20 protein-coding genes and 1 riboswitch are annotated in these 24,236 nt (G+C 74.4%); of the genes, 4 read left to right on the top strand and 16 right to left on the bottom strand.

The features are described 5' to 3' along the window. The first annotated feature begins 90 nt into the window (after positions 1-90). The 3 genes from ABZ386_RS35000 (at position 91) to ABZ386_RS34990 (ending at position 3,176) form a co-directional block, all read left to right on the top strand. Entirely contained in the window at positions 91-1,182 is a 1,092-nt protein-coding gene (locus ABZ386_RS35000; protein WP_351346741.1) for an amidohydrolase family protein, read from the top strand. A 159-nt stretch (positions 1,183-1,341) separates the two neighbouring features. Then, entirely contained in the window at positions 1,342-2,256 is a 915-nt protein-coding gene (locus ABZ386_RS34995; protein ID WP_358967618.1) for an SCO1860 family LAETG-anchored protein, read from the top strand. A gap of 269 nt (positions 2,257-2,525) precedes the next feature. Then, entirely contained in the window at positions 2,526-3,176 is a 651-nt protein-coding gene (locus tag ABZ386_RS34990) for a hypothetical protein (RefSeq protein WP_351346735.1), read from the top strand. Between the two features lie 4 nt (positions 3,177-3,180). Here the strand turns inward: ABZ386_RS34990 and cobC are convergent, their stop codons facing one another. The 16 genes from cobC to ABZ386_RS34910 form a co-directional block, all read right to left on the bottom strand. Beyond that, positions 3,181-4,236 carry an Rv2231c family pyridoxal phosphate-dependent protein CobC gene (gene cobC / locus ABZ386_RS34985; protein ID WP_358967615.1) on the bottom strand — a complete coding sequence of 352 codons (1,056 nt, stop codon included), beginning with the start codon at positions 4,234-4,236 and terminating at the stop codon, positions 3,181-3,183. Beyond that, entirely contained in the window at positions 4,226-5,158 is a 933-nt protein-coding gene (locus tag ABZ386_RS34980) for a sirohydrochlorin chelatase (RefSeq protein WP_356504025.1), read from the bottom strand. Before ABZ386_RS34980 ends, cobC begins: the two co-directional genes overlap by 11 nt. Next, positions 5,155-5,742 (bottom strand): precorrin-8X methylmutase, encoded by a 588-nt coding sequence (locus ABZ386_RS34975; RefSeq protein ID WP_037756942.1) that lies wholly within the window; start codon positions 5,740-5,742, stop codon positions 5,155-5,157. Before ABZ386_RS34975 ends, ABZ386_RS34980 begins: the two co-directional genes overlap by 4 nt. Beyond that, positions 5,739-7,439 carry a precorrin-3B C(17)-methyltransferase gene (gene cobJ / locus ABZ386_RS34970; RefSeq protein ID WP_358967611.1) on the bottom strand — a complete coding sequence of 567 codons (1,701 nt, stop codon included), beginning with the start codon at positions 7,437-7,439 and terminating at the stop codon, positions 5,739-5,741. The genes ABZ386_RS34975 and cobJ overlap by 4 nt, the downstream gene beginning before the upstream one ends. After that, complete coding sequence (gene cbiE, locus ABZ386_RS34965; protein ID WP_358967609.1) at positions 7,436-8,671, bottom strand: precorrin-6y C5,15-methyltransferase (decarboxylating) subunit CbiE; 1,236 nt, start codon at positions 8,669-8,671, stop codon at positions 7,436-7,438. Before cbiE ends, cobJ begins: the two co-directional genes overlap by 4 nt. Continuing rightward, positions 8,668-9,486, bottom strand: coding sequence for a precorrin-4 C(11)-methyltransferase (gene cobM / locus ABZ386_RS34960; RefSeq protein ID WP_351346724.1), 819 nt, complete (start codon positions 9,484-9,486; stop codon positions 8,668-8,670). The genes cbiE and cobM overlap by 4 nt, the downstream gene beginning before the upstream one ends. Positions 9,487-9,536: 50 nt before the next feature. Then, entirely contained in the window at positions 9,537-10,268 is a 732-nt protein-coding gene (cobI, locus tag ABZ386_RS34955; protein ID WP_355726387.1) for a precorrin-2 C(20)-methyltransferase, read from the bottom strand. Beyond that, positions 10,265-11,641, bottom strand: a complete 1,377-nt coding sequence (locus ABZ386_RS34950; protein WP_358967606.1) for a cobyrinate a,c-diamide synthase — start codon at positions 11,639-11,641, stop codon at positions 10,265-10,267. The genes cobI and ABZ386_RS34950 overlap by 4 nt, the downstream gene beginning before the upstream one ends. Beyond that, positions 11,638-12,237: a cob(I)yrinic acid a,c-diamide adenosyltransferase gene (gene cobO / locus ABZ386_RS34945; protein ID WP_356614384.1), complete on the bottom strand. Its 600-nt coding sequence runs from the start codon at positions 12,235-12,237 to the stop codon at positions 11,638-11,640. Before cobO ends, ABZ386_RS34950 begins: the two co-directional genes overlap by 4 nt. Further along, positions 12,237-14,231 carry a putative cobaltochelatase gene (locus tag ABZ386_RS34940; RefSeq protein ID WP_351346716.1) on the bottom strand — a complete coding sequence of 665 codons (1,995 nt, stop codon included), beginning with the start codon at positions 14,229-14,231 and terminating at the stop codon, positions 12,237-12,239. The genes cobO and ABZ386_RS34940 overlap by 1 nt, the downstream gene beginning before the upstream one ends. Further along, entirely contained in the window at positions 14,228-17,884 is a 3,657-nt protein-coding gene (gene cobN, locus ABZ386_RS34935) for a cobaltochelatase subunit CobN (RefSeq protein ID WP_358967603.1), read from the bottom strand. The genes ABZ386_RS34940 and cobN overlap by 4 nt, the downstream gene beginning before the upstream one ends. Further along, positions 17,881-19,389, bottom strand: a complete 1,509-nt coding sequence (locus tag ABZ386_RS34930; RefSeq protein ID WP_351346712.1) for a cobyric acid synthase — start codon at positions 19,387-19,389, stop codon at positions 17,881-17,883. The genes cobN and ABZ386_RS34930 overlap by 4 nt, the downstream gene beginning before the upstream one ends. Continuing rightward, positions 19,386-20,327 carry a cobalamin biosynthesis protein gene (locus ABZ386_RS34925; RefSeq protein WP_356504015.1) on the bottom strand — a complete coding sequence of 314 codons (942 nt, stop codon included), beginning with the start codon at positions 20,325-20,327 and terminating at the stop codon, positions 19,386-19,388. Before ABZ386_RS34925 ends, ABZ386_RS34930 begins: the two co-directional genes overlap by 4 nt. Positions 20,328-20,449: 122 nt before the next feature. Beyond that, positions 20,450-20,524: riboswitch (cobalamin riboswitch) on the bottom strand. A gap of 178 nt (positions 20,525-20,702) precedes the next feature. Continuing rightward, the gene (locus tag ABZ386_RS34920) at positions 20,703-20,924 is read right to left on the bottom strand and encodes a hypothetical protein (RefSeq protein WP_031108151.1); all 222 of its coding nucleotides are present in this window, start codon (positions 20,922-20,924) and stop codon (positions 20,703-20,705) included. A gap of 31 nt (positions 20,925-20,955) precedes the next feature. Then, on the bottom strand, positions 20,956-22,194 hold the full coding sequence (locus ABZ386_RS34915) for an inorganic phosphate transporter (protein ID WP_358967600.1): 1,239 nt from the start codon (positions 22,192-22,194) through the stop codon (positions 20,956-20,958). A 143-nt stretch (positions 22,195-22,337) separates the two neighbouring features. After that, positions 22,338-23,090, bottom strand: a complete 753-nt coding sequence (locus ABZ386_RS34910) for a lysozyme (RefSeq protein ID WP_358967597.1) — start codon at positions 23,088-23,090, stop codon at positions 22,338-22,340. A gap of 194 nt (positions 23,091-23,284) precedes the next feature. Between ABZ386_RS34910 and ABZ386_RS34905 the strand changes: the two genes are divergently transcribed. After that, a complete protein-coding gene (locus ABZ386_RS34905) occupies positions 23,285-24,016 on the top strand; it encodes a class II aldolase/adducin family protein (protein ID WP_358967595.1) in 732 nt (243 codons plus the stop codon). Positions 24,017-24,236 lie beyond the last annotated feature (220 nt).

Genomic DNA, 24,236 nt, shown 5'->3' with positions numbered 1-24,236 from the left:
CGGAGCCCCAGGCACCGGTCCCCCTCGAGGCGGAATCCCGCACACCGGGCCCCTTCAGGCCACGACCGGCGGCTCACTAAGGTGCCGTACATGAGCGATCACGCGGTGCTGCACGTGAAGGGACGGGTGCTCGTCGGGCCCGAGGACGTCCGGGACGAACTGTGGGTCGTCGACGGCCGCGTCTCCTACGACCGCCCCGCCGGCGCCCGCGACATCCACAGCGTCGAGGGCTGGGCCCTGCCCGGCCTCGTCGACGCCCACTGCCACGTCGGGCTCGACCGGCACGGCGCGGTCCCGCAGGACGTCGCCGAGAAGCAGGCGCTGACCGACCGGGACGCGGGCACCCTGCTGATCCGCGACGCCGGCTCGCCGTCCGACACCCGCTGGGTCGACGACCGCGAGGACCTGCCCAAGATCATCCGCGCGGGGCGGCACATCGCCCGCACCCGCCGCTACATCCGCAACTACGCCTGGGAGATCGAGCCCGAGGACCTGGTCGCCTACGTCGCCCAGGAGGCCCGGCGCGGCGACGGCTGGGTGAAGCTGGTCGGCGACTGGATCGACCGCGACCTCGGCGACCTGTCGGCCTGCTGGCCCCGCGGCGCGGTGGAGGCGGCGATCGCCGAGGCGCACCGCCTGGGCGCCCGGGTCACCGCGCACTGCTTCGCGGAGGACTCCCTGCGGGACCTCGTCGAGGCGGGCATCGACTGCATCGAGCACGCCACGGGACTCACCGAGGACCTCATCCCGCTGTTCGCCGATCGCGGCGTCGCCATCGTGCCGACCCTCGTCAACATCGCGACCTTCCCGCAGCTCGCCGACGGCGGCGAGGCCAAGTTCCCGCGCTGGTCGGACCATATGCGCCGGCTCCACGCCCGCCGCTACGACACCGTCCGCAACGCCTACGACGCCGGCATCCCCGTCTTCGTCGGCACCGACGCCGGCGGCGGCCTCGCCCACGGCCTCGCGGCGGCGGAGGTCGCCGAACTGGTCACCGCCGGCATCCCGCCCGTCGAGGCCCTGGCGGCGGGCACCTGGCGCGCCCGCACCTGGCTCGGCCGCCCCGGCCTCGACGAGGGCGCCCCCGCCGACCTGGTCGTCTACGACGAGGACCCGCGCACGGACGTACGGGTGCTGACGTCACCGCGGCGCGTGGTGCTGAACGGGCGCGTGGTCGGCTAGCCACCAGGGGTGACGGCGGGGAACGCCTGTGCCGAGGGATTCGAATACACCGTCGGTCTCGTCACGTTGGAGTGAAGCGGCGTCAGTTCGCTGACGCCGTTCCCCGGGCGGCGCGATTCTTTGCGGGTCCCGAGCCTGTCTCTCCTGGGAGTCCCCACCGTGAACAGCACTTCCTTCCGCATGCCCGCACGCCGGCTGGCGACCGTCGCCACGGCCACGGCCCTCGCCGCCGGGCCCGCGGCCCTGACCGGCGTGAGCCCGGCGCACGCCACCGGCGACCACGGCCGCGCGAGCGCCGCCGTCCTGCGCACCGGCCTGGACGTCTCGCTGCTGAACAAGTCGGTGAACGTCCCGCTCGCCGTCTCCCTCAACGAGGTCGCGGCCCCTCGGAGCGCCGAGAAGACCACGCTGACGGCCCGCCTGGACGCCGTGGACGGCGGCCGGCCCTTCAGCGTGCTGCGCGCGGAGGCGGCACGGGCGAGCGCCACGACGACCGCCGCGAAAGCCGAGGCGAGCACCACCCTGGCCCACGCCCGCCTGCACGTCCCCGGCCTGCCGCTGCTGTCCCTCATCGAGGTCGAGCAGATCACGTCCCGGGCCGTCTGCGAGGTCGGCCGCGAGCCGGTCGCCACGACCGACCTGCCCGGCTCGGTGACCGTCCTCGGCAAGCGCGTGACCCTGACCGCCGGGGGCCCGACGGACGTCCGGGTACCGGGCGTCGGCGAGGTGCGCCTGGACCTGTCCAGCACCCGGACGACGGCCCGTTCGGCCGCCGCCACCGCCCTCGAACTCAAGGTGTCCGTGAACCCGGGGAAGCTGAACGTCGCCGAGGTCACCGGCACGCTCACCCTGGCCGAGGCGAGCTGCCGGACACCCGCACCGCAAGCCGCGGCCCGGCCCCCGGCCGAACCCTCCGCCCCGCCCGCCGGCGTCAGGCCGCAGGGGGCACCCGCCGAGGAAGAGGACCTGGCCGAGACGGGCGGCGGCTCGACCACGCCGTACCTCGTGGGCGGCGCGCTCGCCCTGCTCGCCGCCGGCGGGGGAGCGGTCGTCCTGGCCCGCCGCCGGAGCTGATGTCCGGGCCCGCATGGCGGGCCACGCGGACCTCCGGCCCGCCGCCGGAGCTGACGCCCGGGCCCGCACGGCGGGCCACCCGGGCCTCCGGCCCGCCGCCGGAGCTGACGCCCGGGCCTGCACGGCGAACCACGCGGACGTCCCGCCCGCCGCCGGAGCCGACGCCCGGGCCCGCATGGCGGGCGACGACCGGCCCCGCATGGCGGGCCGCGCACACCTCTGCCAGCGTGGAAGGTGAGGGGGTGGACCCTGCCGGGCGGGAGGTCCTCATGCGTATCGCACCGCTGACCGGACTGGTGGCCGTCGTCCTGACCCTGGTCGGCTTCCTGCTCTTCGGCGATACCCCCGACTACGACGCCACCGGGTCCGAGGCCAGGGCGTTCTACGCCGACCACGAGGCCCAGACCGGAGCGGGCCTGTACCTGCTGGTGCTGGCGGCGGTCTTCTTCGTCTTCTTCGCCGCCCACCTGGCCCACGTCGTCCGGGACGTCCCGGCCGGCGGCGGCTGGCTGCACCGGGTGGTCCTGGGCGGCGGGCTGCTGCTCGCCCTCGGTTTCCTGACCGGGTCCGCGCTCACGCTGGCCCTGGTGGACCTCGCCGACGAACCGACGGCGTCCGGCCCGGCGCTCCAGGCCCTCAACGCCCTCAGCGAGAGTTTCTTCATCCCGTTCGTCGGCGGCCTGGGCGTGCTGCTGCTGGGCGCGGGCCTGGCCACCGTCCGCGCCGCGGTCAGCCCGCTGCCCCGCTGGCTGGCCTGGGCCGCCGTCGTGATCGGCGTGCTGGTCTTCGTCCCCTGGGCCGGGTTCTTCGCCTTCATGGCCGGCGGCCTGTGGATCGCCGTCACCAGCGTCCTGTTGTCCCGCCGCCCCCAGGACGGCGCCCCGGCCGGGACGGCCCCGCCCAAGGCGACAGGGATCTGAGCCGTCAGCCCTCCACGGCACGCTCCAGCGCCCGGAGGAAACCGTCACTCGTCCTCCGGTCCCGCACCGCCAGCCGCAGCCACTCCCCGCCGAGGCCCGGGAACGTGTCACCGCGGCGCACGGCGTAGCCGAGGTCGCGCAGGCGCCGGCGTACGGCGGACGCGTGCGGCAGACGGACCAGGAGGAAGGGGCCCTCCGCGGGCCCGGCCACCCGCAGTCCGGCCGGCGCGAACCGGGCGAGGCCCGCCAGGAGGTGGGCCCGGTCCGCCGCGATGCGGTGAGCGGCGTGCGCCGCCTCGGCCACCGCCCGCGGCCCCACGCACGCCTCGGCCGCCGCCAGCGCCGGCGTCGACACCGGCCACAGCGGCTGGGCCCGCTCCAGTTCCTCGACGGTCTCCGGCGCCGCCAGCACGTACCCGATGCGCAGCCCGGCCAGCCCCCAGGTCTTGGTCAGGCTGCGCAGCACCACGAGCCCGGGCACGTCGACCCGTCCGGCCAGGGACTCCCGCTCGCCCGGCACGGCGTCCATGAACGCCTCGTCCACCACCAGCATCCGCCCGGGCCGGGCGAGGGAGGCGATCGCGTCCGCCGGGTGCAGCACCGACGTCGGGTTCGTCGGGTTGCCGATCACGACAAGGTCCGCGTCCTCGGGGACGGCCGCCGGGTCGAGCCGGAAGCCGTGCTCCTCCCGCAGCAGCACCCGGTCGACCGTGTGCCCCGCGTCCCGCAGCGCCGCCTCCGGCTCGGTGAACTGGGGATGGACGACGACCGGCCGCCGCACCTTCAGCGCCCGCGCCAGCAGCACGAACGCCTCCGCCGCGCCCGCCGTCAGCAGCACCCCCTCCACCGGGAGCCCGTGCCGGGCCGCCACCGCCGCGCGCGCCGCCCGGCCGTCCGGGTAGGCCGCGAGCCCGCCCAGCGACCCGGCGATGCGCTCCCGCAGCCAGGCCGGCGGTGTGTCCGCGCGGACGTTCACGGCCAGGTCGATCAGCGAGCCGCCGTCGTCACGGACCTCCGCGTCCCCGTGGTGCCGCAGATCGGGCCCGTCGTCAGTGGGCATGCGAGTGCGCGCCGTGGTGGTGCCCGTGCCCGTGACCGTGGTGGTGGTCGTCGTCGTCCGGGTGGAAGTGCGGCTGCTGCGGCATCCCCACCTTGTCCTCGAAGCCCGGCAGCGCGATGCGGTACACGCACGAGTCGCAGTTCATCCGCAGATCACCCTTGAGAGCCTCCTCGTACCGCTCCCACACCAGGTCCAGCAGCTCCGGCTCGGGACCGATGACGTCGGCCGAGCGCACCTCCACCTCCGGGTGGGCGGCCGCCCAGCCCTCCGTCTGCTGCCGTACCCGGTCCGGCAGGATGCCCGTGAACAGGAAGTAGGGCAGGACCACGATCCGCTTCGCGCCCAGCCGCACGCACCGGTCGAGCCCGCTCGGCACGTCCGGCGCCGCCAGCGACACGAACGCCGTCTCCACGCCCGCGTAGCCGCGCCCCTCCCACAGCAGCCGCGCCGCCTTGTGCACCTCGGCGTTGGCGTCCGGGTCCGTCGACCCGCGCCCCACCAGCAGCACCGTCACGTCGGAGCGGTCCCCGGGCGTCCGCCCGGACCCGGCGCCCAGCGCCTCGTCCAGCCGCCGCTCCAGCACGCTCAGCAGCGCCGGGTGCGGGCCCAGCGGACGCCCGTACGTGTACGAGATGCCGGGGTGGCGCTCCTTCTCGCGGGCCAGCGCGGCCGGGATGTCGCCCTTGGCGTGCCCGGCCGACACCAGCATCAGCGGCACCGCGGCGAAGCGCCGCACGCCCTGCTCGACCAGCTCGGTGACGGCCTCGCCGAGCGGCGGCGGGGACAGTTCGATGAAGCCGCCCGCGACGGGCAGTTCGGGGTGGCGGGCCCCCAGCTCCCGTACGAAGTCGCGGAACGCCTCGGCTCCGGCGTCGTCCCGGGTGCCGTGGCCGGCGATGAGCAGGGCGGGCGGGGTGGTCACAGTTTCTCCTCGGCGGAAGTGGGGTGGTACAGCAGGGCGTTGAGCGCGGCGGCGGCGACCGCCGAACCGCCCTTCTCGGACACGTTGCTCACGGCGGGCAGCCCGCTCTCGCGCAGCGCGGCCTTCGATTCGACGGCGCCGACGAACCCGACGGGCAGGCCGATGACGAGCGCCGGGTCGGCGTCCAGGGTCAGCAGTTCCTCCAGCGCGGTGGGGGCGTTGCCGATCACCCACAGGGCGCCCGGGCCGACCTGCTCGTAGGCGAGCCGGATCGCGTGCGCGGACCGGGTCAGCCCGGGCCCGGCCTCGGCGTCCCGCAGACGGCAGACGGTCTCGCGGCGGGTGATGCCGGCCCCGACCATCTCCACGTCCACCACGACGGGCGCCCCCGCGTGCAGCGCGGCGTGCGCCTTCTCCAGGTCGGCCTCGGCCATCACGAGGTCGGTGGCGTAGTCGAGGTCGGCGGCGGAGTGGATGACCCGCTCCACGACCGCCCGGGTCAGCGGCGGGAAGTGGGAGGTGTCCAGCCGGGCACGCAGCCGACGGTAGGACTCCACCTCGATGGGATGCACGACGCGGTTCACTCGGCGCCCTCCCGCCCGCTCTGCCAGCGGTAGCCGCGCGGCGTCACCATGCGCCCCGCGATGTCCCGGGTCGCCGTGTTGCCCACGGTCACGACCGTCATCATGTCGACCGTCGCCGGGTCGAGAGCGCCCAGCGTGGTGAGCCGGCTGGACTCGTCCGGCCGCGAGGCGTTCCGCACGACACCGACCGGCGTCTCGGGCTCGCGGTGCTCGGCGAGGATCGCCAGGGCCTTCGGCAACTGCCAGTCGCGGCCGCGCGAACGCGGGTTGTAGAAGGTGACGACGATGTCCGCCTCGGCCGCCGCCCGCACCCGGCGCTCGATGACCTCCCAGGGCGTGTGCAGGTCGGACAGGCTGATCGACACGTGGTCGTGGCCGAGCGGCGCACCCAGGATCGCGGCCGCCGCGAGGGCCGCCGTCACGCCGGGCACCCCGACCACGTCGATGTCGTCGGAGGCCTCGGCGAGCGCGGGCGAGGCCATCGCGTACACGCCCGCGTCGCCGCTGCCGATCAGCGCGACGGCCTGCCCCCTGCGGGCCTCCTCGACGGCGGTGCGGGCCCGCTCCTCCTCGGCGCCGAGACCCGACTCCAGCACCCGCGTGCCGGGCCGCAGCAGGTCCCTGATCTGGTCGACGTACTGGTCGAGCCCGACGAGCACGGCGGCGCGCCGCAGTTCGGCCTTCGCACGCGGCGTCAGCAGGTCCCGGGCGCCCGGCCCGAGCCCGACCACCGCGAGCCGCCCGCGCCCGGGCCGCCGTACGACGGCACAGGTCGCCATCGCCGGGGTGCCGTCGGCGCGCTCCGACTTCCGCTTCGGCACGAGCAGTTCGCCGCCGCGCACCAGCGCCGCCGCCTCCGCGACGGAGGGCGTGCCGACGGCGGCGAGGGGCGCGTCGGACGGGTTGGGCACCTCGACGCCGGACAACTCCCCGGCCGGGTACGTCACCAGCGGCACCCCGAGCCGCCGCGCGGCCTCGACGATCCCGGGCTCCTCGGCCTTGGCGTCGACGGTGGCGACCTCGGCGAGGCTGCGGGCGGACAGCCCCGCCTCCCGCAGCGCCGACTCGACCAGCCCCAGCACCTCCTCGGCCGGCACGCCCGAGGAGGCGCCCACGCCGACGACGAGGGACGGGGGCCGCAGCACCACTTCCCGCTCGGCCGCTTCGACGAGCCGGTCCGTCAGCCGGATCGTGTACGCCCCCTCCGCCGCCACCGGCAGCGGCGGCAGCGGCCAGGGCACCTCGGCCCGCAGCGCCACCGGCTCACCGTCGAGCAGGGCCCGCGAGACACCGGCGACATCGCCCTCCGCGGGCAGGCCGAGCGTGTCCAGGCCGGGCAGGTCGACGGCGTCCGTCGCCGTGGTCACCACGGGCTCGGCGCCCAGCACCTCACCGACCGCGCGGGCCAGTTCGTTCGCGCCGCCGCCGTGCCCGCCGGCCAGCGACACGGCGAACCGCCCGGCCTCGTCCACACAGACCACGCCCGGGTCGCTCGCCTTGTCGGCCAGCAGCGGGCCGACGATCCGCACGACCGCGCCGGTCGCCAGGAAGCACACGAGCTGCTCGCACTCCGCGAACGCCCGCCGGACGGCGTCCCCCACGGGCCCGTCGTACACGCGGGTGCGGTCCGGCCACGCCGCGGCCAGCCGGTCGCGTGCCGCCGCCCCCGCCGCGGTGGCGGAAATGAGGCCGATCACTGGGCAACTCCCTCACGATCCAGGGGCTCACGGACACCCCACAACAGGAAAACCGGATTGGTCGCCGCCAGCCGGGTCACATCGCCCGGCAGCGGCGCGAGCCGGGACGACTGCGACAGCACCCCGTCGCAGGAGAACCCGGCGCTCGTCAGGGCCTCGCGCGCGGCCGGCACCCGGTCGAGCGCGGCCATCGCGACGACCACCGTGCGCCGGGCCCGCCGGGCGCACGCGGCGACGATCGCGGGCAGTTCCCGCCCGCCGCCCCCGACGAACACGGCGTCCGGGTCGTCGGCCAGCTCCTCCAGCGCGGCCGGCGCAGCGCCGTGCACCACGCGTACGTCCACCCCGTGCGCGGCGGCGTTGGCGCGGACGCGCTCCACCCCGTCGGGCGCCTTCTCCACGGCGACGGCCGCCGCCCCGAGCCGGGCGCACTCCACGGCCACCGAGCCGGAGCCCGCGCCCACGTCCCACACCAGGTCACCCAGCCGGGGACCCAGCCGGGCCAGGGCCAGCGCCCGCACCTCGAACTTGGTGATCATCGAGTCGCGGTGGGCGAACTCCGCCTCGTCCAGGGCCCAGCCGGCCGGCTGCTCCCCAGGGCCCGCGACCGTGCGCACGGGTCCGAGCGCCCGCGCCGGCTCCAGGCACAGCACCACGTTCACCGCCGTGCCCCAGTCCCGGGCGGCGGCCTCGGCGGGCGTCACCCGCTCCACGCGCTCGTCCGCCGAGCCGAGCCCGGAGGCGACGACCAGCACCCGGTCCCAGCCCGCCAGGGCCGCACCCAGCTCGGCCGGACCGGCACCCGGCCCGGTCAGCACGGCCGTCTTGGCCCGCGCCCGGCACACGTTGACGGCCGTGCGCAGCCCACGCCCGTGGGCACTCACCACCACGGCGTCGTCCCACGGCAGCCCGATCCGCGCGAACGCGGCGGCGACCGACGACACCCCGGGCCGCACGTCCAGCCGCTCCGGCCCGAACCGCTCGGCCAGCACCCGGACGATCCCGAAGAACCCGGGGTCCCCGGAGGCCAGCACCAGCACCGGCCGGTCCTTCGCGACGTACTCCCCGATGGTGTCGAGGGCAGGCGCGAGCGGCCCGAGCACGACCCGCTCGGCGCCCTCCGGCAGCCGGGCGGCGTCCAGATGCCGCCGCCCGCCCACGACCAGCTCGGCACCGGCGAGGACGTCACCGGAAGGCGCCGCCCCCGTCCCCGTGCCGATCACCGTGATCACGTACTCGCCCCCCGCTCGCGCAGCGCCCGGCGGGCCTCGGGGTCGGCCTTGCGGTAGCCGTGGAAGTGCCCCGGGTGGTACAGGTGCGAGCGGGTGCCGTGCGCGTCGAGGGCGGGTCCGACCAGGAACAGCGTGTGCTTCCAGAGCTTGTGCTCCTTGACCGTCTCCTCCAGCGTGCCGATCGTGCACTTCACGACCAGTTCCTCCGGCCAGGTCGCCTGGTACGCCACCACGACCGGGGTCGTCGTCGGATACCCGCCCTCCAGCAGCTCCCGCACCAGCTGCCCACTGCGGGCTGCGGACAGGAACACCGCCATGGTCGTGCCGTGCTTGGCGAACTCGCGGACCTCCTCACCGGGCGGCATGGGCGTCTTGCCGCCGCCGAGCCGGGTCAGCACCACGGACTGCGCGACCTCCGGGATGGTCAGCTCGCGCTGCGCCAGCGCCGCCACGGCCGAGAAGGACGACACCCCGGGCACGATCTCGGTCGCGATCCCGATCTCGGCACACCGGTCCAGCTGCTCCTGCGTACCGCCCCACAGGGCGGGGTCACCGGAATGGATACGAGCGACCTTCAGGCCCTCGCGGCGGGCCCGTTCGTACACGGCGACGACGTCCTCCAGGGACATGGTCGCCGAGTCGAGGATCTCCGCGCCCTCGCGCGCGTGGTCGAGGACCTCGGCCTGGACCAGGCTGGCCGCCCAGATCACGACGTCGGCCTCGGCGATGGCGCGCGCGGCGCGGAACGTCAGCAGGTCGGCGGCGCCGGGGCCGGCACCGACGAAGGTCACTTTGCCGGCGGGGGCGTCGGCCATGGGTGGGTCCTCTCGTACAGGGGTTGGACGGTGATGAACGGGCGGCCCGGTCAGAGCTTTCCGCCCCGGCCGCCCTCGCGCCGGGCGGGCGCGATGAGCGTCGACAGATAGGGCAGGGGAGCGCCGTCGAGGTCGGCGGCCGGGCGGATCGACTCCTCCGCCAGCCCCAGCGCCGACCCCCACACCGCGTCCCCGATCCGCCCGGTCTCGCGCAGCGCCTCGGCGACCTCGTGCGCCTGCCGGCCGAACTTGTAGGCGACGACGGTCCCGGGCCCGGCGAGGGCCTCCTTCAGCACGGTCGCCCCCGCGGTGACGGGCACCAGCGTGAGCGGCTCGGTCCCCTCGGTCAGCACGGCACCCGACCGGGCGGCGAGGTCCTGCATGGCGGTGATCCCGGGCACGGTCTCGACGACGGTCCCCGGCACCAGCTCGGCGATGGTCTGCGCGAGATAGGTGAAGGTCGAGTAGACATTGGGGTCGCCGATGGTCGCGAAGGCCACGGTCGCGTGGGCGCGCAGCAGTTCGGCGACCCGCTCGCCCGCCGCGTCCCAGGCCGCCTCGCGCCGGGCCCGGTCGCTGCGCTCGTTCAGCGCGAACACGACCCGGACGACCTTCTCCTCGGGCACGTAGTGCACCACGGTCGCCTCGGCCCGCCCGCGCTCGCCCGTGTCCATCACGGGCACCACGACCACGTCCGCCGCGCGCAGGGCGTTCACGCCCTTGACGGTCACCAGCTCCGGATCCCCGGGGCCGACCCCGACTCCGACCAGCCTGCTGCTCATGACGTCCGGCACCTCTCCACGAACCGACGGGCGACACCGGGCTCGGACGCCCAGTGCGTGTGCAGATAACTCGCGTGCACACCGCGCTGTACGAAACCTTCGACCCGGGGCCGGGGTGTGCGGACGCCCCAGGCGGGCTCCGCCCCCGACCCGGGCTCCACGACGGTCCGGTGGAACTCGTGCCCGCGCATCCGCGTCCCGGCCGCCGCGAGCACACTGTCGCCGACGGCCACGGCGTCCCGGTAGCCCAGCGTGAGCCGCTCGCTCATCCGCGCCCCGGCGTCCAGCACTCCGCACATCGGCAGCCCGTCCAGCTCCCGGCACAGGTACAGCAGCCCGGCGCACTCGGCGGCCACGGGAGCGCCGCTGTTCGCCAGCTCGGCGACGGCCTTGCGCAACGGCTCGTTGGCGGACAGCTCGGCGGCGTACACCTCGGGGAACCCGCCCCCGATCACCAACCCGGCGGTCCCTTCGGGCAGTTCCTCGTCCCGCAGGGGGTCGAACGTGACGACCTGCGCCCCGGCGGCGGTGAGCAGTTCGGTGTGTTCGGCGTAGGAGAAGGTGAAGGCGGGGCCACCGGCGACGGCGACGACGGGCGCCTGCTGCTCGTCCGACCGCGTCGGGCGGTGGGTGGGCGAGGCGGGGGTCCAGGGGACGGAGCCCCCTGATACGGCACCGGCTGCACGCGCCAGGGCTTCCAACGCCCCCAGGTCACAGCCGTCCAAGACCTGCGCCCCCATCGCCGCCACGGCCTCCACCGCCGCGGCCCGCCGCTCGGCGACCGGCACAAGACCCAGATGCCGCGACGGCGTCTCCACCTGCTCCGCCCGCCGCAACACCCCCAGCACCGGCACCCCGGCCGAATCCAGCGCCTCCCGCAGCAGCTCCTCGTGCCGGTCTGACCCGACCTTGTTCAGGATCACGCCCCCGACCCGCACCTCCGGGTCCCAGGACGCGAACCCGTGCACCAGCGCCGCGACGGACCGCGACTGCGACGACGCGTCGACGACCAGCACCACCGGCGCCCGCAGCAGCTTCGCGACCTGAGCGGTGGAGGCCAGCTCCCCTTCCCCGGCCGCCCCGTCGTACAGCCCCATCACGCCCTCGACGACGGCGATGTCACACCCCCGCGCCCCGTGCAGGAACAACGGCCCGATCAGGTCGGGCCCGCACAGGTAGGCGTCCAGGTTCCGTCCCACCCGCCCGGTCGCGAGCGCGTGGTACCCGGGGTCGATGTAGTCCGGCCCGACCTTGTGCGGGGACACGGCGAGCCCCCGCGCGGCGAACGCGGCCATCAACCCCGTGGCGACGGTGGTCTTGCCGCTGCCGGACGACGGCGCGGCGATGACCAGCCGGGGGACGGAAGCACTCACCACTCGATGCCCCTCTGCCCCTTCTGCCCGACGTCCATGGGGTGCTTGACCTTGGACATGTCGGTCACGAGGTCGGCGAAGTCCACGAGCTTCTCCGGGGCGTTGCGCCCGGTGATCACCACGTGCTGGGTCCCGGGCCGGTCCCGCAGGACGTCGACGACCTCGTCGGTGTCGACCCACCCCCAGTGCATCGGGTACGCGAACTCGTCGAGCACGTACAGCCGGTACGTCTCGTTCGCCAGGTCCCGCTTGACCTGCTCCCAGCCCTCGCGGGCCTTCTCCTCGTTGTCCATCTGGTCGTCGCGCTGCACCCACGACCAGCCCTCGCCCATCTTGTGCCAGTCGACGGACCCGCCCTCCCCGGACGCCCCCAGCACCCGCAGCGCGTTCTCCTCGCCGACCTTCCACTTCGCCGACTTGACGAACTGGAACACCCCGATGGGCCACCCCTGGTTCCAGGCCCGCAACGCGAGCCCGAACGCGGCGGTGGACTTGCCCTTGCCCACGCCCGTGTGCACCACGACCAGCGGCCGGTTGCGGCGCTGCCGGGTCGTCAGTCCGTCGTCCGGCACCACACTCGGCTGTCCCTGCGGCATTACGCTGCCCTCCTCTGTACGTCCTTCACCAGCCCGGCGATGCTGTCCGCCCGCAGCTCGTCCAGCGTCACGGCCGTACCGCCCAGCTCACCCGCGAGCTGCCCGGCGAGCCCCAGCCGCACGGGCCCCGACTCACAGTCCACGACGACGGAGGCGACCCCGTCGGCCGCGAACAGCCGAGCCGCACGCCCGGCCAGGGCGACCGGCTCGGGGCCACCGGTGGCCCGCCCGTCGGTCACCAGCACGACCAGCGGCCGCCGCGCGGGATCGCGCAGCCGCTCCACCCGCAGCACGTCGTGCGCGCGCAGCAGCCCCGCCGCGAGCGGCGTCCGCCCGCCCGTCGGCAGCGACTCCAGCCGGGCCGCCGCCGCGTCCACCGACGAGGTCGGCGGCAGCGCGACGTCCGCGCCCGTGCCCCGGAAGGTCACCAGCCCCACCTTGTCCCGCCGCTGGTAGGCGTCCAGCAGCAGCGACAGCACGGCACCCTTCACGGCGCTCATCCGCTGCCGCGCCGCCATCGACCCGGAGGCGTCCACGACGAACAGCACGAGATTGCCCTCGCGCCCCTCGCGGGTGGCCTGCCGCAGATCGTCCCGGCGCACGACCAGGCCCGGCCCGGACCGTCCGCGCGCCCGCTGGTGCGGGGCCGCGGCCTGCACGGTCGCCGCCAGGTGCAGCTTGGTGAGCGCGCCCCGGGGCCGCCGGGCCCCGGTCGTCCGCCCGTGCTCGGTCCGCGCCCGCGAACGCCGCCCGGCCGCACCCTCGCCGATCCCGGGCACGCTCAGCACCTTCGTGCGGAACGGCTCGGAGGGCCGTACCGCCGACTGCTCGCCGCCGCCCGACGGCTGCGGCTGCCCGCCCTCCCCGGCCTCGGGCCGGGCACCGGTGTCACCACCCTCGGGACCCTCGCCGGGGTCAGGCTGCCCGCCGCCCCCGCCGGGCCCGTCCGGCCCGGGGTCCGGGTCCGGGTCGTCGTCCTCCGGGCCGCCGAACTCCTCCAGCGTCTCGTCGAGCTTGTCCTCGTCCAGCCCCGGCGCGTCGAAGGGATTGCGCCGCCGCCGGTGGGGGAGGGCCAGCAGGGCCGCCTGCCGCACGTCCTCCGCGAGCACGTCCGTACGCCCCGCCCAGGCCGCCAGCGCGGTCGCGGTGCGGGCCATCACGATGTCGGCGCGCATGCCGTCCACCTCGAAGGCCGCGCAGGTCGCCGCGATCTGCCGCAGCGCCCCGTCGCCCAGCCGCACCGACGGCAGCAGCTCACGCGCCGCCACGATCCGCGCCCGTACTTCCGCCTCCTCCTCGGCCCACCGGGCCGCGAACCCGGCCGGATCGTCGTCGTAGGCCAGCCGCCTGCGCACGACCTCCACCCGCTGGTCCGGCTCCCGGGAGGCCGCGACCTCGACGGTGAGCCCGAACCGGTCGAGCAACTGCGGCCGCAGCTCGCCCTCTTCGGGGTTCATCGTGCCGACGAGCAGGAACCGCGCGGCGTGCCGCACGGAGACGCCCTCGCGCTCCACGTACGAGGCGCCCATCGCGGCGGCGTCCAGCAGCAGGTCGACCAGGTGGTCGTGGAGGAGGTTGACCTCGTCGACGTAGAGGATCCCGCGGTGCGCGTCGGCGAGCAGGCCGGGCTCGAAGGCCTTCACGCCCTCAGACAGCGCCCGCTCGATGTCCAGCGCGCCCACGAGCCGGTCCTCGGAGGCGCCGACGGGCAGCTCCACCATGCGCGCGGGCCGTTCGACACCGCCGCCGGCCTCGTGGGGCCCGTCCGGGCACCCCGGGTCGGGGGAGGCGGGGTCGCACGAGAAACGGCAGCCGGGGACGACCGGGACCTGAGGCAGCAGCGCCGACAGCGCCCGAACCGCCGTCGACTTGGCCGTGCCCTTCTCGCCGCGCACCAGCACACCGCCGACCGCCGGTGACACGGCGTTCAGCAGCAGCGCGAGCCGCAGGTCGTCCTGGCCGACGACGGCCGTGAACGGAAAGGGGGTGGTCACTTCTCGTCGCCCTCCAGGTCGCCTTCGAGTTCCAGGTAGGTGGCGCGCAGCCGTTCCAGCGTCTCGGCGTCCGGCTCGGCCCACAGCCCACGCTCTGCGGCCTCCAGCAGCCGCTCGGTGATCCCGCGCAGCGCCCACGGGTTGGACTTCTTCATGAAGTCCCGGTTCTCCGGGTCGAAGACGTACTCGGCGCTGAGCTTCTCGTACATCCAGTCGTCCACGACCCCGGCCGTGGCGTCGTACCCGAACAGGTAGTCCACGGTCGCCGCCATCTCGAAGGCGCCCTTGTAGCCGTGCCGCCGCATGGCCGCCATCCAGCGCGGGTTGACCACCCGGGCCCGGAAGACGCGGTGGGTCTCCTCGCCCAGCGTGCGGGTCTTCACCTGGTCCGGGGTGGCCGAGTCGCCGACGTACGCCTCGGGGCTGGCGCCGGTGAGGTGGCGGACCATGGCGACCATGCCGCCGTGGTACTGGAAGTAGTCGTCGGCGTCGACCAGGTCGTGCTCGCGGGTGTCGACGTTCTTCGCGGCGACCGCGATCCGCTTGAACGCCGTCTCCATGTCCCCGCGCGCGGCCCGCCCGTCGAGCCCCCGCCCGTAGGCGTAGCCGCCCCACACCGCGTACACCTCGGCGAGGTCCGCGTCGGAGCGCCAGTTGCGGGCGTCGATCAGCGGCAGCAGACCGGCCCCGTAAGCCCCCGGCTTGGAGCCGAAGATACGGGCGGTGGCGCGGCGCCGGTCACCGTGCTCGGCGGTGTCCTCGTCGGCGTGCGCCCGGACGTAGTTGGCGTCGGCGGGCTCGTCCAGTTCGGCCACCGTGCGCACGGCGTCGTCGATCAGCCCCACCACGTGCGGGAACGCGTCCCGGAAGAACCCGGAGATGCGGACCGTGACGTCGATGCGCGGCCGGCCCAGCTCCGCCAGGGGGATCACCTCGAACCCGGTCACCCGGCGCGAGGCGTCGTCCCACACCGGGCGGCAGCCCAGCAGCGCCAGGATCTCGGCGATGTCGTCGCCCTGGGTGCGCATGGCCGAGGTGCCCCACACCGTCAGGCCGACGGACTTGGGGTACTCGCCGGTGTCCGTCAGATACCGCTGCACCAGCGAGTCCGCGAGCGACTGCCCGACCTCCCAGCTGAGCCGGGACGGGATCGCCTTGGGGTCGACCGAGTAGAAGTTGCGGCCCGTCGGCAGGACGTTGACCAGACCGCGGGTCGGCGAGCCGGAGGGACCGGCCGGGACGTAACCGCCGTCCAGGGCGCGCAGGATGTGCCCGATCTCGTCGGTGGTGCGCGCCAGCCGGGGCACGACCTCATTGCAGGCGAACTCCAGCACGGCGACGGCCTCGGGCAGTTCGGCGCCGAGGACCTCCCGCACCAGCGGCGCGCTCTCGGCGACCGCCCAGCCGCGCTCCTCCATGCCCTCGGCGAACCGCCGGCACAGCTGCTCCAGCAGGTCGATCGCGTCGGCGGCGCTGCGGGCGGGGCCGTCGACCAGGTCCGCCAGCTCGGCCGGCACCTTCACCGGGGCGCCCGGCTCGGCCAGCAGCTCCTTCTCCACCAGCCCGAAGTGCTCCGCCAGCGCCGCCCGGAGCCCGGGCAGCGCGCCGGCCTGCCCGCCCCACACCTGAGAGGCGCGCAGCACGGCCAGCACCAGGTTGACGCGCGGTTCGCCGACCGGGCCGCCGCCGAGGATGTGCAGTCCGTCGCGGATCTGCACGTCCTTGATCTCGCACAGGTAGCCGTCGATGTGCATGACGAACTCGTCGAACTCTTCGTCGTCGGGCTGTTCGTCGACGTGCAGGTCGTGGTGGAGTTCGGCCGCCTTCACCAGCGTCCAGATCTGCGCCCGCACGGCCGGGGCCTTGGCCGGGTCCAGGTCGGAGACGAGCGCGTACTCGTCGAGGAGCTGTTCCAGCTTGGCGAGGTCGCCGTAGGTGTCGGCGCGGGCCATCGGCGGCACGAGGTGGTCGACGACGGTGGCGTGGCCGCGGCGCTTGGCCTGGGTGCCCTCGCCGGGGTCGTTGACGATGAACGGGTAGATCAGCGGCAGGTCGCCGAGGACGGCGTCCGGGGCGCAACCGCCGCTCAGCCCGAGGCCCTTGCCCGGCAGCCACTCCATGGTGCCGTGCTTGCCCATGTGCACGATGGCGTCGGCGCCGAAACTGTGCTCCAGCCAGCGGTAGGCGGCCATGTAGTGGTGCGAGGGCGGCATGTCCGGGTCGTGGTAGATCGCGATCGGGTTCTCGCCGAAGCCGCGCGGCGGCTGGATCATCACCACGACGTTCCCGAACTGCAGGGACGCCAGCACGATGTCGTCCCCGTCGACGTAGAGGCCGCCCGGCGGCTCGCCCCACGCCTCGGTCATGGCGTCCTTCAGCTCCGGGTCGAGCTTGTCGAACCAGGCCCGGTAGTCCGCCAGCGGCACCCGCGCGGGCGCCGAGGCGAGCTGCTCCTCCGTCAGCCACTCCACGTCGTGCCCGCCGGCCTCGATCAGCCGGTGGATCAGCTCGTCACCGTTGTCCGGATAGCCCTCGACGGCGTACCCGGCGTCCCGCAGCGCGTCCAGCACCCGCACCGCCGAGGCCGGCGTGTCGAGCCCGACCGCGTTGCCGACCCGCGAGTGCTTGGTCGGGTACGCGGTGAAGACCAGCGCGAGCTTCTTCTCCGCGTTCTCCTTGTGCTTGAGCCGGGCGTGCCGTACGGCGATGCCGGCGACCCGCGCGGCCCGCTCCGGGTCGGCCACGTACACGGGCACGTCGTCCGGGCCCTGCTCCTTGAAGGAGAACGGCACGGTGATCAGCCGCCCGTCGAACTCCGGGATCGCCACCTGCATCGCGGCGTCCATGGGGGACAGGGCGGCGTCCGACTCCTCCCAGGCCTGCCGCGAGGACGTCAGGCACAGCCCCTGCAACACCGGGATGTTCATCTCGGCCAGGGCGCCGATGTCCCAGGCCTCCTCGTCACCGCCGGCCGAGGCCTGCGAGGCGTGCGTGCCGCCGGCGGCCAGGACGGTGGCGACCAGGGCGTCCGCCCGGCCCAGGATCTCGTACAGCCCCTCGTCCGCCCCGCGCAGCGAACCGCAGTACACCGGCAGCGCGTTGGCGCCGTGGGCCTCGATCGCGTCGCACAGGGTGTCCACGAAGGCCGTGTTGCCGCTCAGCTCGTGGGCCCGGTAGAAGAGCACACCGACGGTCGGGCGCCCCTCGTGGTGCGCCCGCTCGCCGTGCACGCCGTACTCGGGCATCTTCCGCGGCGCGGCGAAGCCCTCACCGGTGAGCAGCACGGTGTCGGACAGGAACCGGGCCAGCTCGGTGAGGTTCTCCGGCCCGCCCTCCACGAGGTACTTCAGCGCCTCGGCGACGACCCCGGCGGGCACGGACGACTCGGCCATCAGCTCCGCGTCCGGCACGGCCTCGCCGCCCAGCAGCACGGTGGGGACCCCCGAGGCCTTCAGCGCGGCGAGCCCGTCCTCCCAGGCCCGCTTGCCGCCGAGCAGCCGCACCACGGCGAGGTCGGCGCCGTCCAGCAGCGCCGGCAGCTCCTCGCGCACGTCCACGCGGGTCGGATTGCCGATCCGGTACGAGGCACCCGTGGCGGCCCGGGCCGCCAGCAGGTCCGTGTCGGCGGTCGACAACAACAAGACAGTGCTCATGCGGGTGCTCCCGGTGGGATGAAGGGCAGTCCTTGCGGCGCGCCGGACTCGATGAGCCGCCACAGCGCGTCCGTGTCCGCGTGCTGTTCGATCAGGTCGCCGAGCCGGTCGAGCTGCTCCTCGCGCAGCGCGGCGAACGAGGTGTCCGGAGCCGGCACGAAACGGCGGCCCGCGGCGGCCGCCACCTCGCGCAGGAACGCCCGCCGGAAGCCGTCCGACTCCAGCGAGCCGTGCCAGTGGGTGCCCCAGGTCTGGCCGACCCGGCAGCCGTCCAGGAAGGGGTCGCCGCCGGTGACATCGGCGACCCCGTGGTGGATCTCGTAGCCCTCGACCCGCTCGCCGAGGGCCTCGCCCTCCGGCCGGGTGAGGGTCTTCTCACGGGCGAACCGCACCCGCACGGGCAGGATCCCGAGCCCGTCGACATGCCCGCGGCGGCTCTCGACGTCGTCCTCGATGTGCTCGCCGAGGAGCTGGAAGCCGCCGCAGACGCCGAGCACCGGACGCTGCTCGGCGGCCCTGCGGACCAGGGCGTCGGCGAGCCCCCGCTCGCGCAGCCAGTCCAGCGCGCGGACCGTGCCGCGGGTGCCGGGCACGACGACGAGGTCGGCGTCGGCCAGTTCCTCGGGCCGGTCCACGAACCGCACCACGACGCCCGGTTCGGCGGCCAGGGCGTCCACGTCGGTGAAGTTGGACATCAGCGGCACGGCGCACACGGCGACGCGCAGCACGTCCTCCCCGAGCGGCGGCGCGACGACGGACTCCCGCACGGCTCCCCGCAGGGACACCCGCAGCCCGTCCTCCTCGTCGATGCCGAGCCCGTGCCGGAAGGGCAGCACGCCGTACGTCCGCCGTCCCGTGAGGTCCTGGAGCATCTCCAGACCGGGCTCCAGCAGGGAGACGTCCCCGCGGAACTTGTTGACGAGGAACCCGGCGACGCACGCCTGGTCCTCGCGGGACAGCAGCGCCACCGTCCCGAAGAACGAGGCGAAGACACCGCCCCGGTCGATGTCGCCGACGACGAGCACCGGAAGCCCGGCGTTGCGGGCGATGCCCATGTTGACGATGTCGGTCCGCCGCAGGTTGATCTCGGCGGGCGAACCGGCCCCCTCACAGATCACCGCGTCATACGTGCCCCGCAACTGCTCCAGGCAGTCCAGCACCGTCCCGAGCAGCTTCTGCTGCCGCCCGCCGTGGTAGCCGCGCGCGCTCATCTCCCCGACCGGCTTGCCCAGCAGCACGACCTGACTGCTCTGCTCGCCCCCGGGCTTGAGCAGCACGGGGTTCATCAGCGCGGTCGGCTCGATCCGGCAGGCCTGCGCCTGCATGGCCTGCGCCCGCCCGATCTCGGCGCCCTCGCGTGTCACGAACGAGTTGAGGGACATGTTCTGCGCCTTGAAGGGCGCGACCTTGACGCCCTGACGCACCAGCCACCGGCAGATCCCGGCCGTCACGACGCTCTTGCCCGCGTCGGAGGTGGTTCCGGCGACGAGAAGCCCACCGCTCATGACGTACGCCCCTTCGTGATGTGGCGCGCGGCGACACAGACGCCGAGCGCGAGCCAGCCGACGCGCCGGGACAGCCGCACGGCCCGTTCGACGTCCCGGATGCCGACGCCCCGCCCCGCCCCGTTGAGCACGGGCCGGTGCTCCACCCGCCCGCCGTAGGACAGGGTCCCGCCCAGCCGCACCCCGAGCGCCCCCGCGAACGAGGCCTCCACAGGCCCGGCGTTGGGGCTCGGGTGCCGCGCCGCGTCCGCCCGCCAGGCGCGCACGGCACCGCGCGGATCCGGCCCGGCCAGCGTCGCCAGGACGGCCGTCAGCCGCGCCCCCGGCCACCCCGCGAGGTCGTCCAGCCGCGCGGAGGCCCACCCGAAGCGGCGGTAACGGGCCGACTTGTGCCCCACCATGGCGTCGAGGGTGTTGACGGCCCGGAACCCGAGCAGCCCCGGCACTCCGCCGACGGCCCCCCACACCAGCGCCCCCACGACCGCGTCGGAGGTGTTCTCGGCGACGGACTCCACCACGGCCCGGGCGATGCCGTCGGCGTCGAGGGCCTGCGGGTCCCGCCCGCACAGATGCGGCAGCCGAGCCCGGGCCGCCTCGACGTCGCCCGTCTCCAGGGCCCGTCCGATGGTCCGCGCCTCGCGCGCGAGCGAAGTCCCCCCGACAACGGCCCAGGTGGCGGCACCGGTGAGCGCGACGGAGGCGACGGCGGAGGAGCGCACCGCACGCTGGGCGACGGCCCCCAGCGCGACGGCGCCTCCCGCGCACACGAGGGTGTGCGACGCGCCCCACCCGCGGTGGTCCCGCCACAACACCCGTTCCACGGCACCCGCGGCCCGCCCGAACGCGGCGACCGGATGCCCCCGGCGGGGATCGCCGAGCAGCAGGTCACCGATCAGGCCGGCGGCGGCACCGTACGCGAAGACGCGACCGGCACCCATGGGCTCAGCCGGCCAACAGGGCAGGCAGGGGTGGTGTGCTGAACCTCGATCGGCAGCCGCGCATGGCGATACGTGTCCTCACTCAGGGTGTCCGCGCCCTGGTTCGACGTGACCGGCGGTGAGAGTTCCTGGCTCCCGGGGGATGGCTACCCCGGTGACAGTGGCGGGACCGCGCCGGACTCACACCGGCTTCCTCTCCTGCCGCCGTACTGGCCCCGGAAGTCCACCACGGCCGCGAACCGCCGTCAACTTGCCCTTGACCTGCGCGGGGAGAGTGTGGAGAACCCCACACCGGCCCCTGCCGGCACACGACGACCGGGCGGCACGGGACCGGGGTCCCGTGCCGCCCGGGGGACACGATGTGCGGTCGGGCCGTCAGGCCACGATCAGATAGATGCCGTACCCGACGGCCGCCGCGCACGCCGCGAAGCACGCGTACGCGCCCGTGACGGCGAGGCCCGCGGACCCGCCCTCGGCGACCGCGCGCTCGCGGCGCGACAGGCCGGTGATGCCGAGGGTGAACAGGCCCACGAGGGCCACGGTGACGACGAGGCTCACGCCGAAGACGGAACCGAGGGCCGCCCAGTCGATCTTCATCTCTGCTTCCTTCTCGCTGCCGGTGGGCGGGTCAGACCGTGGTGGTCGTGGAGGGGGTGCGCTCGGCGGTGGCCTGGGCCGGGAACGGCGGCGCGTCGGCGGCCGCACCGGCCGGCGGCGGCGTCACCGCGGCCATCGCCGTGGTCACCACACCGGCGGGCTCCGCGTCGTCCGTGTCGTTGACGTTGGTGTGGTCGACGACCTCCCGCCGGGAGATCTTCCAGATGGCCGCCGACGAGGCGACGAGGAAGACGGCCACCACGGCGGTGCCCCAGTCGCCGAAGCCGGTCACGTACTCGGCGAGCGCGCCCACCAGGGCCGCCGCCGGCAGGGTCAGACCCCAGGCGACGAACATGCGCGTCGCCGTCGACCAGCGGACCACGCCGCCCTTGCGGCCGAGACCGGCGCCCATCACGGAGCCGGACACGGAGTGCGTGGTGGACAGGGAGAAGCCGAGGTGGGAGGAGGCCAGGATGACCGTCGCCGCGCTGGTCTGGGCGGCGAAGCCCTGCTGCGGCTGGAGGTCGGTCAGCCCCTTGCCCATGGTGCGGATGATGCGCCAGCCGCCGAGGTAGGTGCCGAGCGCGATCGCGATGCCCGCGGAGAGGATGACCCACATGGGCGGGTCGGAGTCGGGCGCGACGGCGCCGCCGGCGACCAGGGCCAGGGTGATGACACCCATCGTCTTCTGCGCGTCGTTGGTGCCGTGCGCCAGGGAGACCAGGCCCGCGGAGGCGATCTGGCCGGCCCGGTAGCCCTTCTCGGAGGCCTTGCCGTCGGCCTTCCTGCCCAGGGAGTACGTCAGCCGCGTGGCGAGCATCGCCGCGATGCCCGCGACCAGCGGGGCGGCGATCGCCGGGATCAGCACCTTCGTCACCAGCACGTCGCCGTGCACCGCGCCGACGCCCGCCGAGGCGATCGTGGCGCCGATCAGACCGCCCATCAGGGCGTGCGAGGAACTGGACGGCAGACCGACCAGCCAGGTCAGCAGGTTCCAGAGGATCGCGCCGACCAGGGCGGCGAAGATGACCTCGGGACGGATACCGGCCTCGTCGACGAGGCCTTTGGAGATCGTGTTGGCGACTTCGACGGACAGGAAGGCGCCGACCAGGTTGAGGACAGCGGACATGGCCACTGCGACCTTGGGCTTCATGGCGCCCGTGGAAATGGTCGTGGCCATCGCGTTCGCGGTGTCGTGGAAACCGTTCGTGAAATCGAACGCGAGTGCGGTTACCACCACAATCGCGAGGATCAGCGAGAAGCTTTCCATTTACCCAGGCAATCGTTCGAGGTCGTTGGCCAGACGAACGTAGGTAACCTGAGTGAACGGAAGATGAACTGGGAGGGGCGCAGGGGTGTCCGCAGCGGAAGGTCGGCGTTCCACCCCGCTGAGCAGGCCTTGCGCCCCTACGATCAGGCGCCCCTTGCGAACCGCTTCAGTCGATCGAGTGACCCGTTGAAGAGATTCTGGTCACCCGGCAGGGCGCCGCTGCCGTTGTCGTACTGCCAGAAGGTCCACGACGACCACCCCGCGGGCAGCGTCCCCGCGCTCGCCGAGTCGTAGCGGGCGATCCACAGCGAGTGGTCGGCGGCGAAGGCGGAGCTGTTGCCCGTGCACGTCTTCCACCAGTGGGTGGTCGTGTAGATCACCGGGCGGCGGCCGGTGAGCCGCTTGACCTCGTCGCTGAACGACCTGATCCAGCCGACCATCCGCGCCTTGCTCAGGCCGTAGCACTTTCGCTTCTTGTCGTACGGGTTGTATTCGATGTCGAGCGCGGGAGGCAGCGTCCAGCCGTCCGCGCTCCAGCTGCCGCCGTTGCCCACGAAGTGCGCCGCCTGCGCCGCGCCCGACGACCGGTTCGGCAGTGCGAAGTGGTACGCGCCGCGGACGAGGCCCGCGTTGCGCGAGCCGTTGTACTGCTGACCGAAGTACGGGTTGCGGTAGGTGGTGGACTCGGTCGCCTTGACGTAGACGAACCGGGCGCCCTTCTTCTTCGCGCTCTGCCAGTCGACGTTCTTCTGGTGGGACGAGACGTCGTGTCCCTTCGGACGGCTCGCCGCCGAGGCCGGCGCCTCGGCCAGCGCCGTCCCTCCCAGGGCGAGTGCCGCCGCGTACAGCGCGAGCCATCGGCCGCGGCGTCGGGTCGGTGTGCGGTCACGGGCCATGTTTCCCCCCGGAATGGCGACGTGTAGGCAAATCCCCCAGAGCGTACTGGAAGATCGTTGAATGCCCGGAGATCTCCGGCCAAGAAAGATCGGGAGTGCTTTGTGCCGGTCTGCACCCTTACGGATGTTCGGCTTCCGGTCTAAAGTGCCCCCGCTCGGCGGCGGGCCGAGGGGCCGGCTGGCAGGATCGCCGCATGGCTGAGCAGCGAGGTGACGAACGGGGCGGACGGGACGTCCGGGACGGCGGACCGGGCGCGGGGGAGCCGCGGCGCAGGGGGGTCCGGCCCGAGGAGGCGAGCGCCTGGGAGGACCTCGTCGCCACGGCCCGCAGGACGGTCGCCGAGGGGCTCGTCGTCGGCACGTCGGGCAACGTCTCGGTGCGCGTCGGGGACACCGTCCTGGTCACGCCGTCGGGCGTCCCCTACGACCGGCTGACCCCCGGCGACGTGACCGGCGTCGACCTCGACGGCCGACAGGTCCTCGGCACGCTCGTCCCGACCAGCGAACTGCCCATGCACCTCGCCGTCTACCGCACGGCCGACGCCCGCGCCGTCGTCCACACCCACGCCGTGCACGCGACGGCCGTCTCGACGCTCGTGAGCGAGCTCCCGCTGATCCACTACATGGCCGCCGCCCTCGGCGGGCCCGTCCGGGTTGCCCCGTATGCCACGTACGGCACCGACGAGTTGGCCGAGAACATGCTCCGCGCCCTCCCCGGCCGCTCCGGCTGCCTCCTCCAGAACCACGGCACCGTCACCTACGGCGCCACCCTCGACCAGGCCTACGACCGCACCGCCCAACTGGAATGGATGTGCCGCCTGTGGCTGACCGCCACGTCGGTGCCGGGCATGTCCCCGAGCCTGCTCTCCCGCGAACAACTGACGGAGGTGGAAGAGCGCCTGCGCGACTACGGCCAGCGCCGGTAACCGCGCCGCCCGGGCGGGGATCACACGGCACCACCTGCCACCACCGCCCGCACAAGCCGACCCGCTCCGCCACAGCCTTTCCGACCCCATCCCCGCAGGCCGACATCGCTTCCGCTCCCGGCCGGCAGGCCGACATCGCTTCCGCTCCCGGCCGGCAGGCCGACATCGCTTCCGCTCCCGGCCGGCAGGCCGACATCGCTTCCGCTCCCGGCCGGCAGGC

It is taken from the genome of Streptomyces sp. NPDC006140 (assembly GCF_040628815.1).
Taxonomy (GTDB): domain Bacteria; phylum Actinomycetota; class Actinomycetes; order Streptomycetales; family Streptomycetaceae; genus Streptomyces.
Note: the sequence above shows the minus strand (reverse complement) of the source record. Positions and strands in the feature narration are given on the sequence as shown.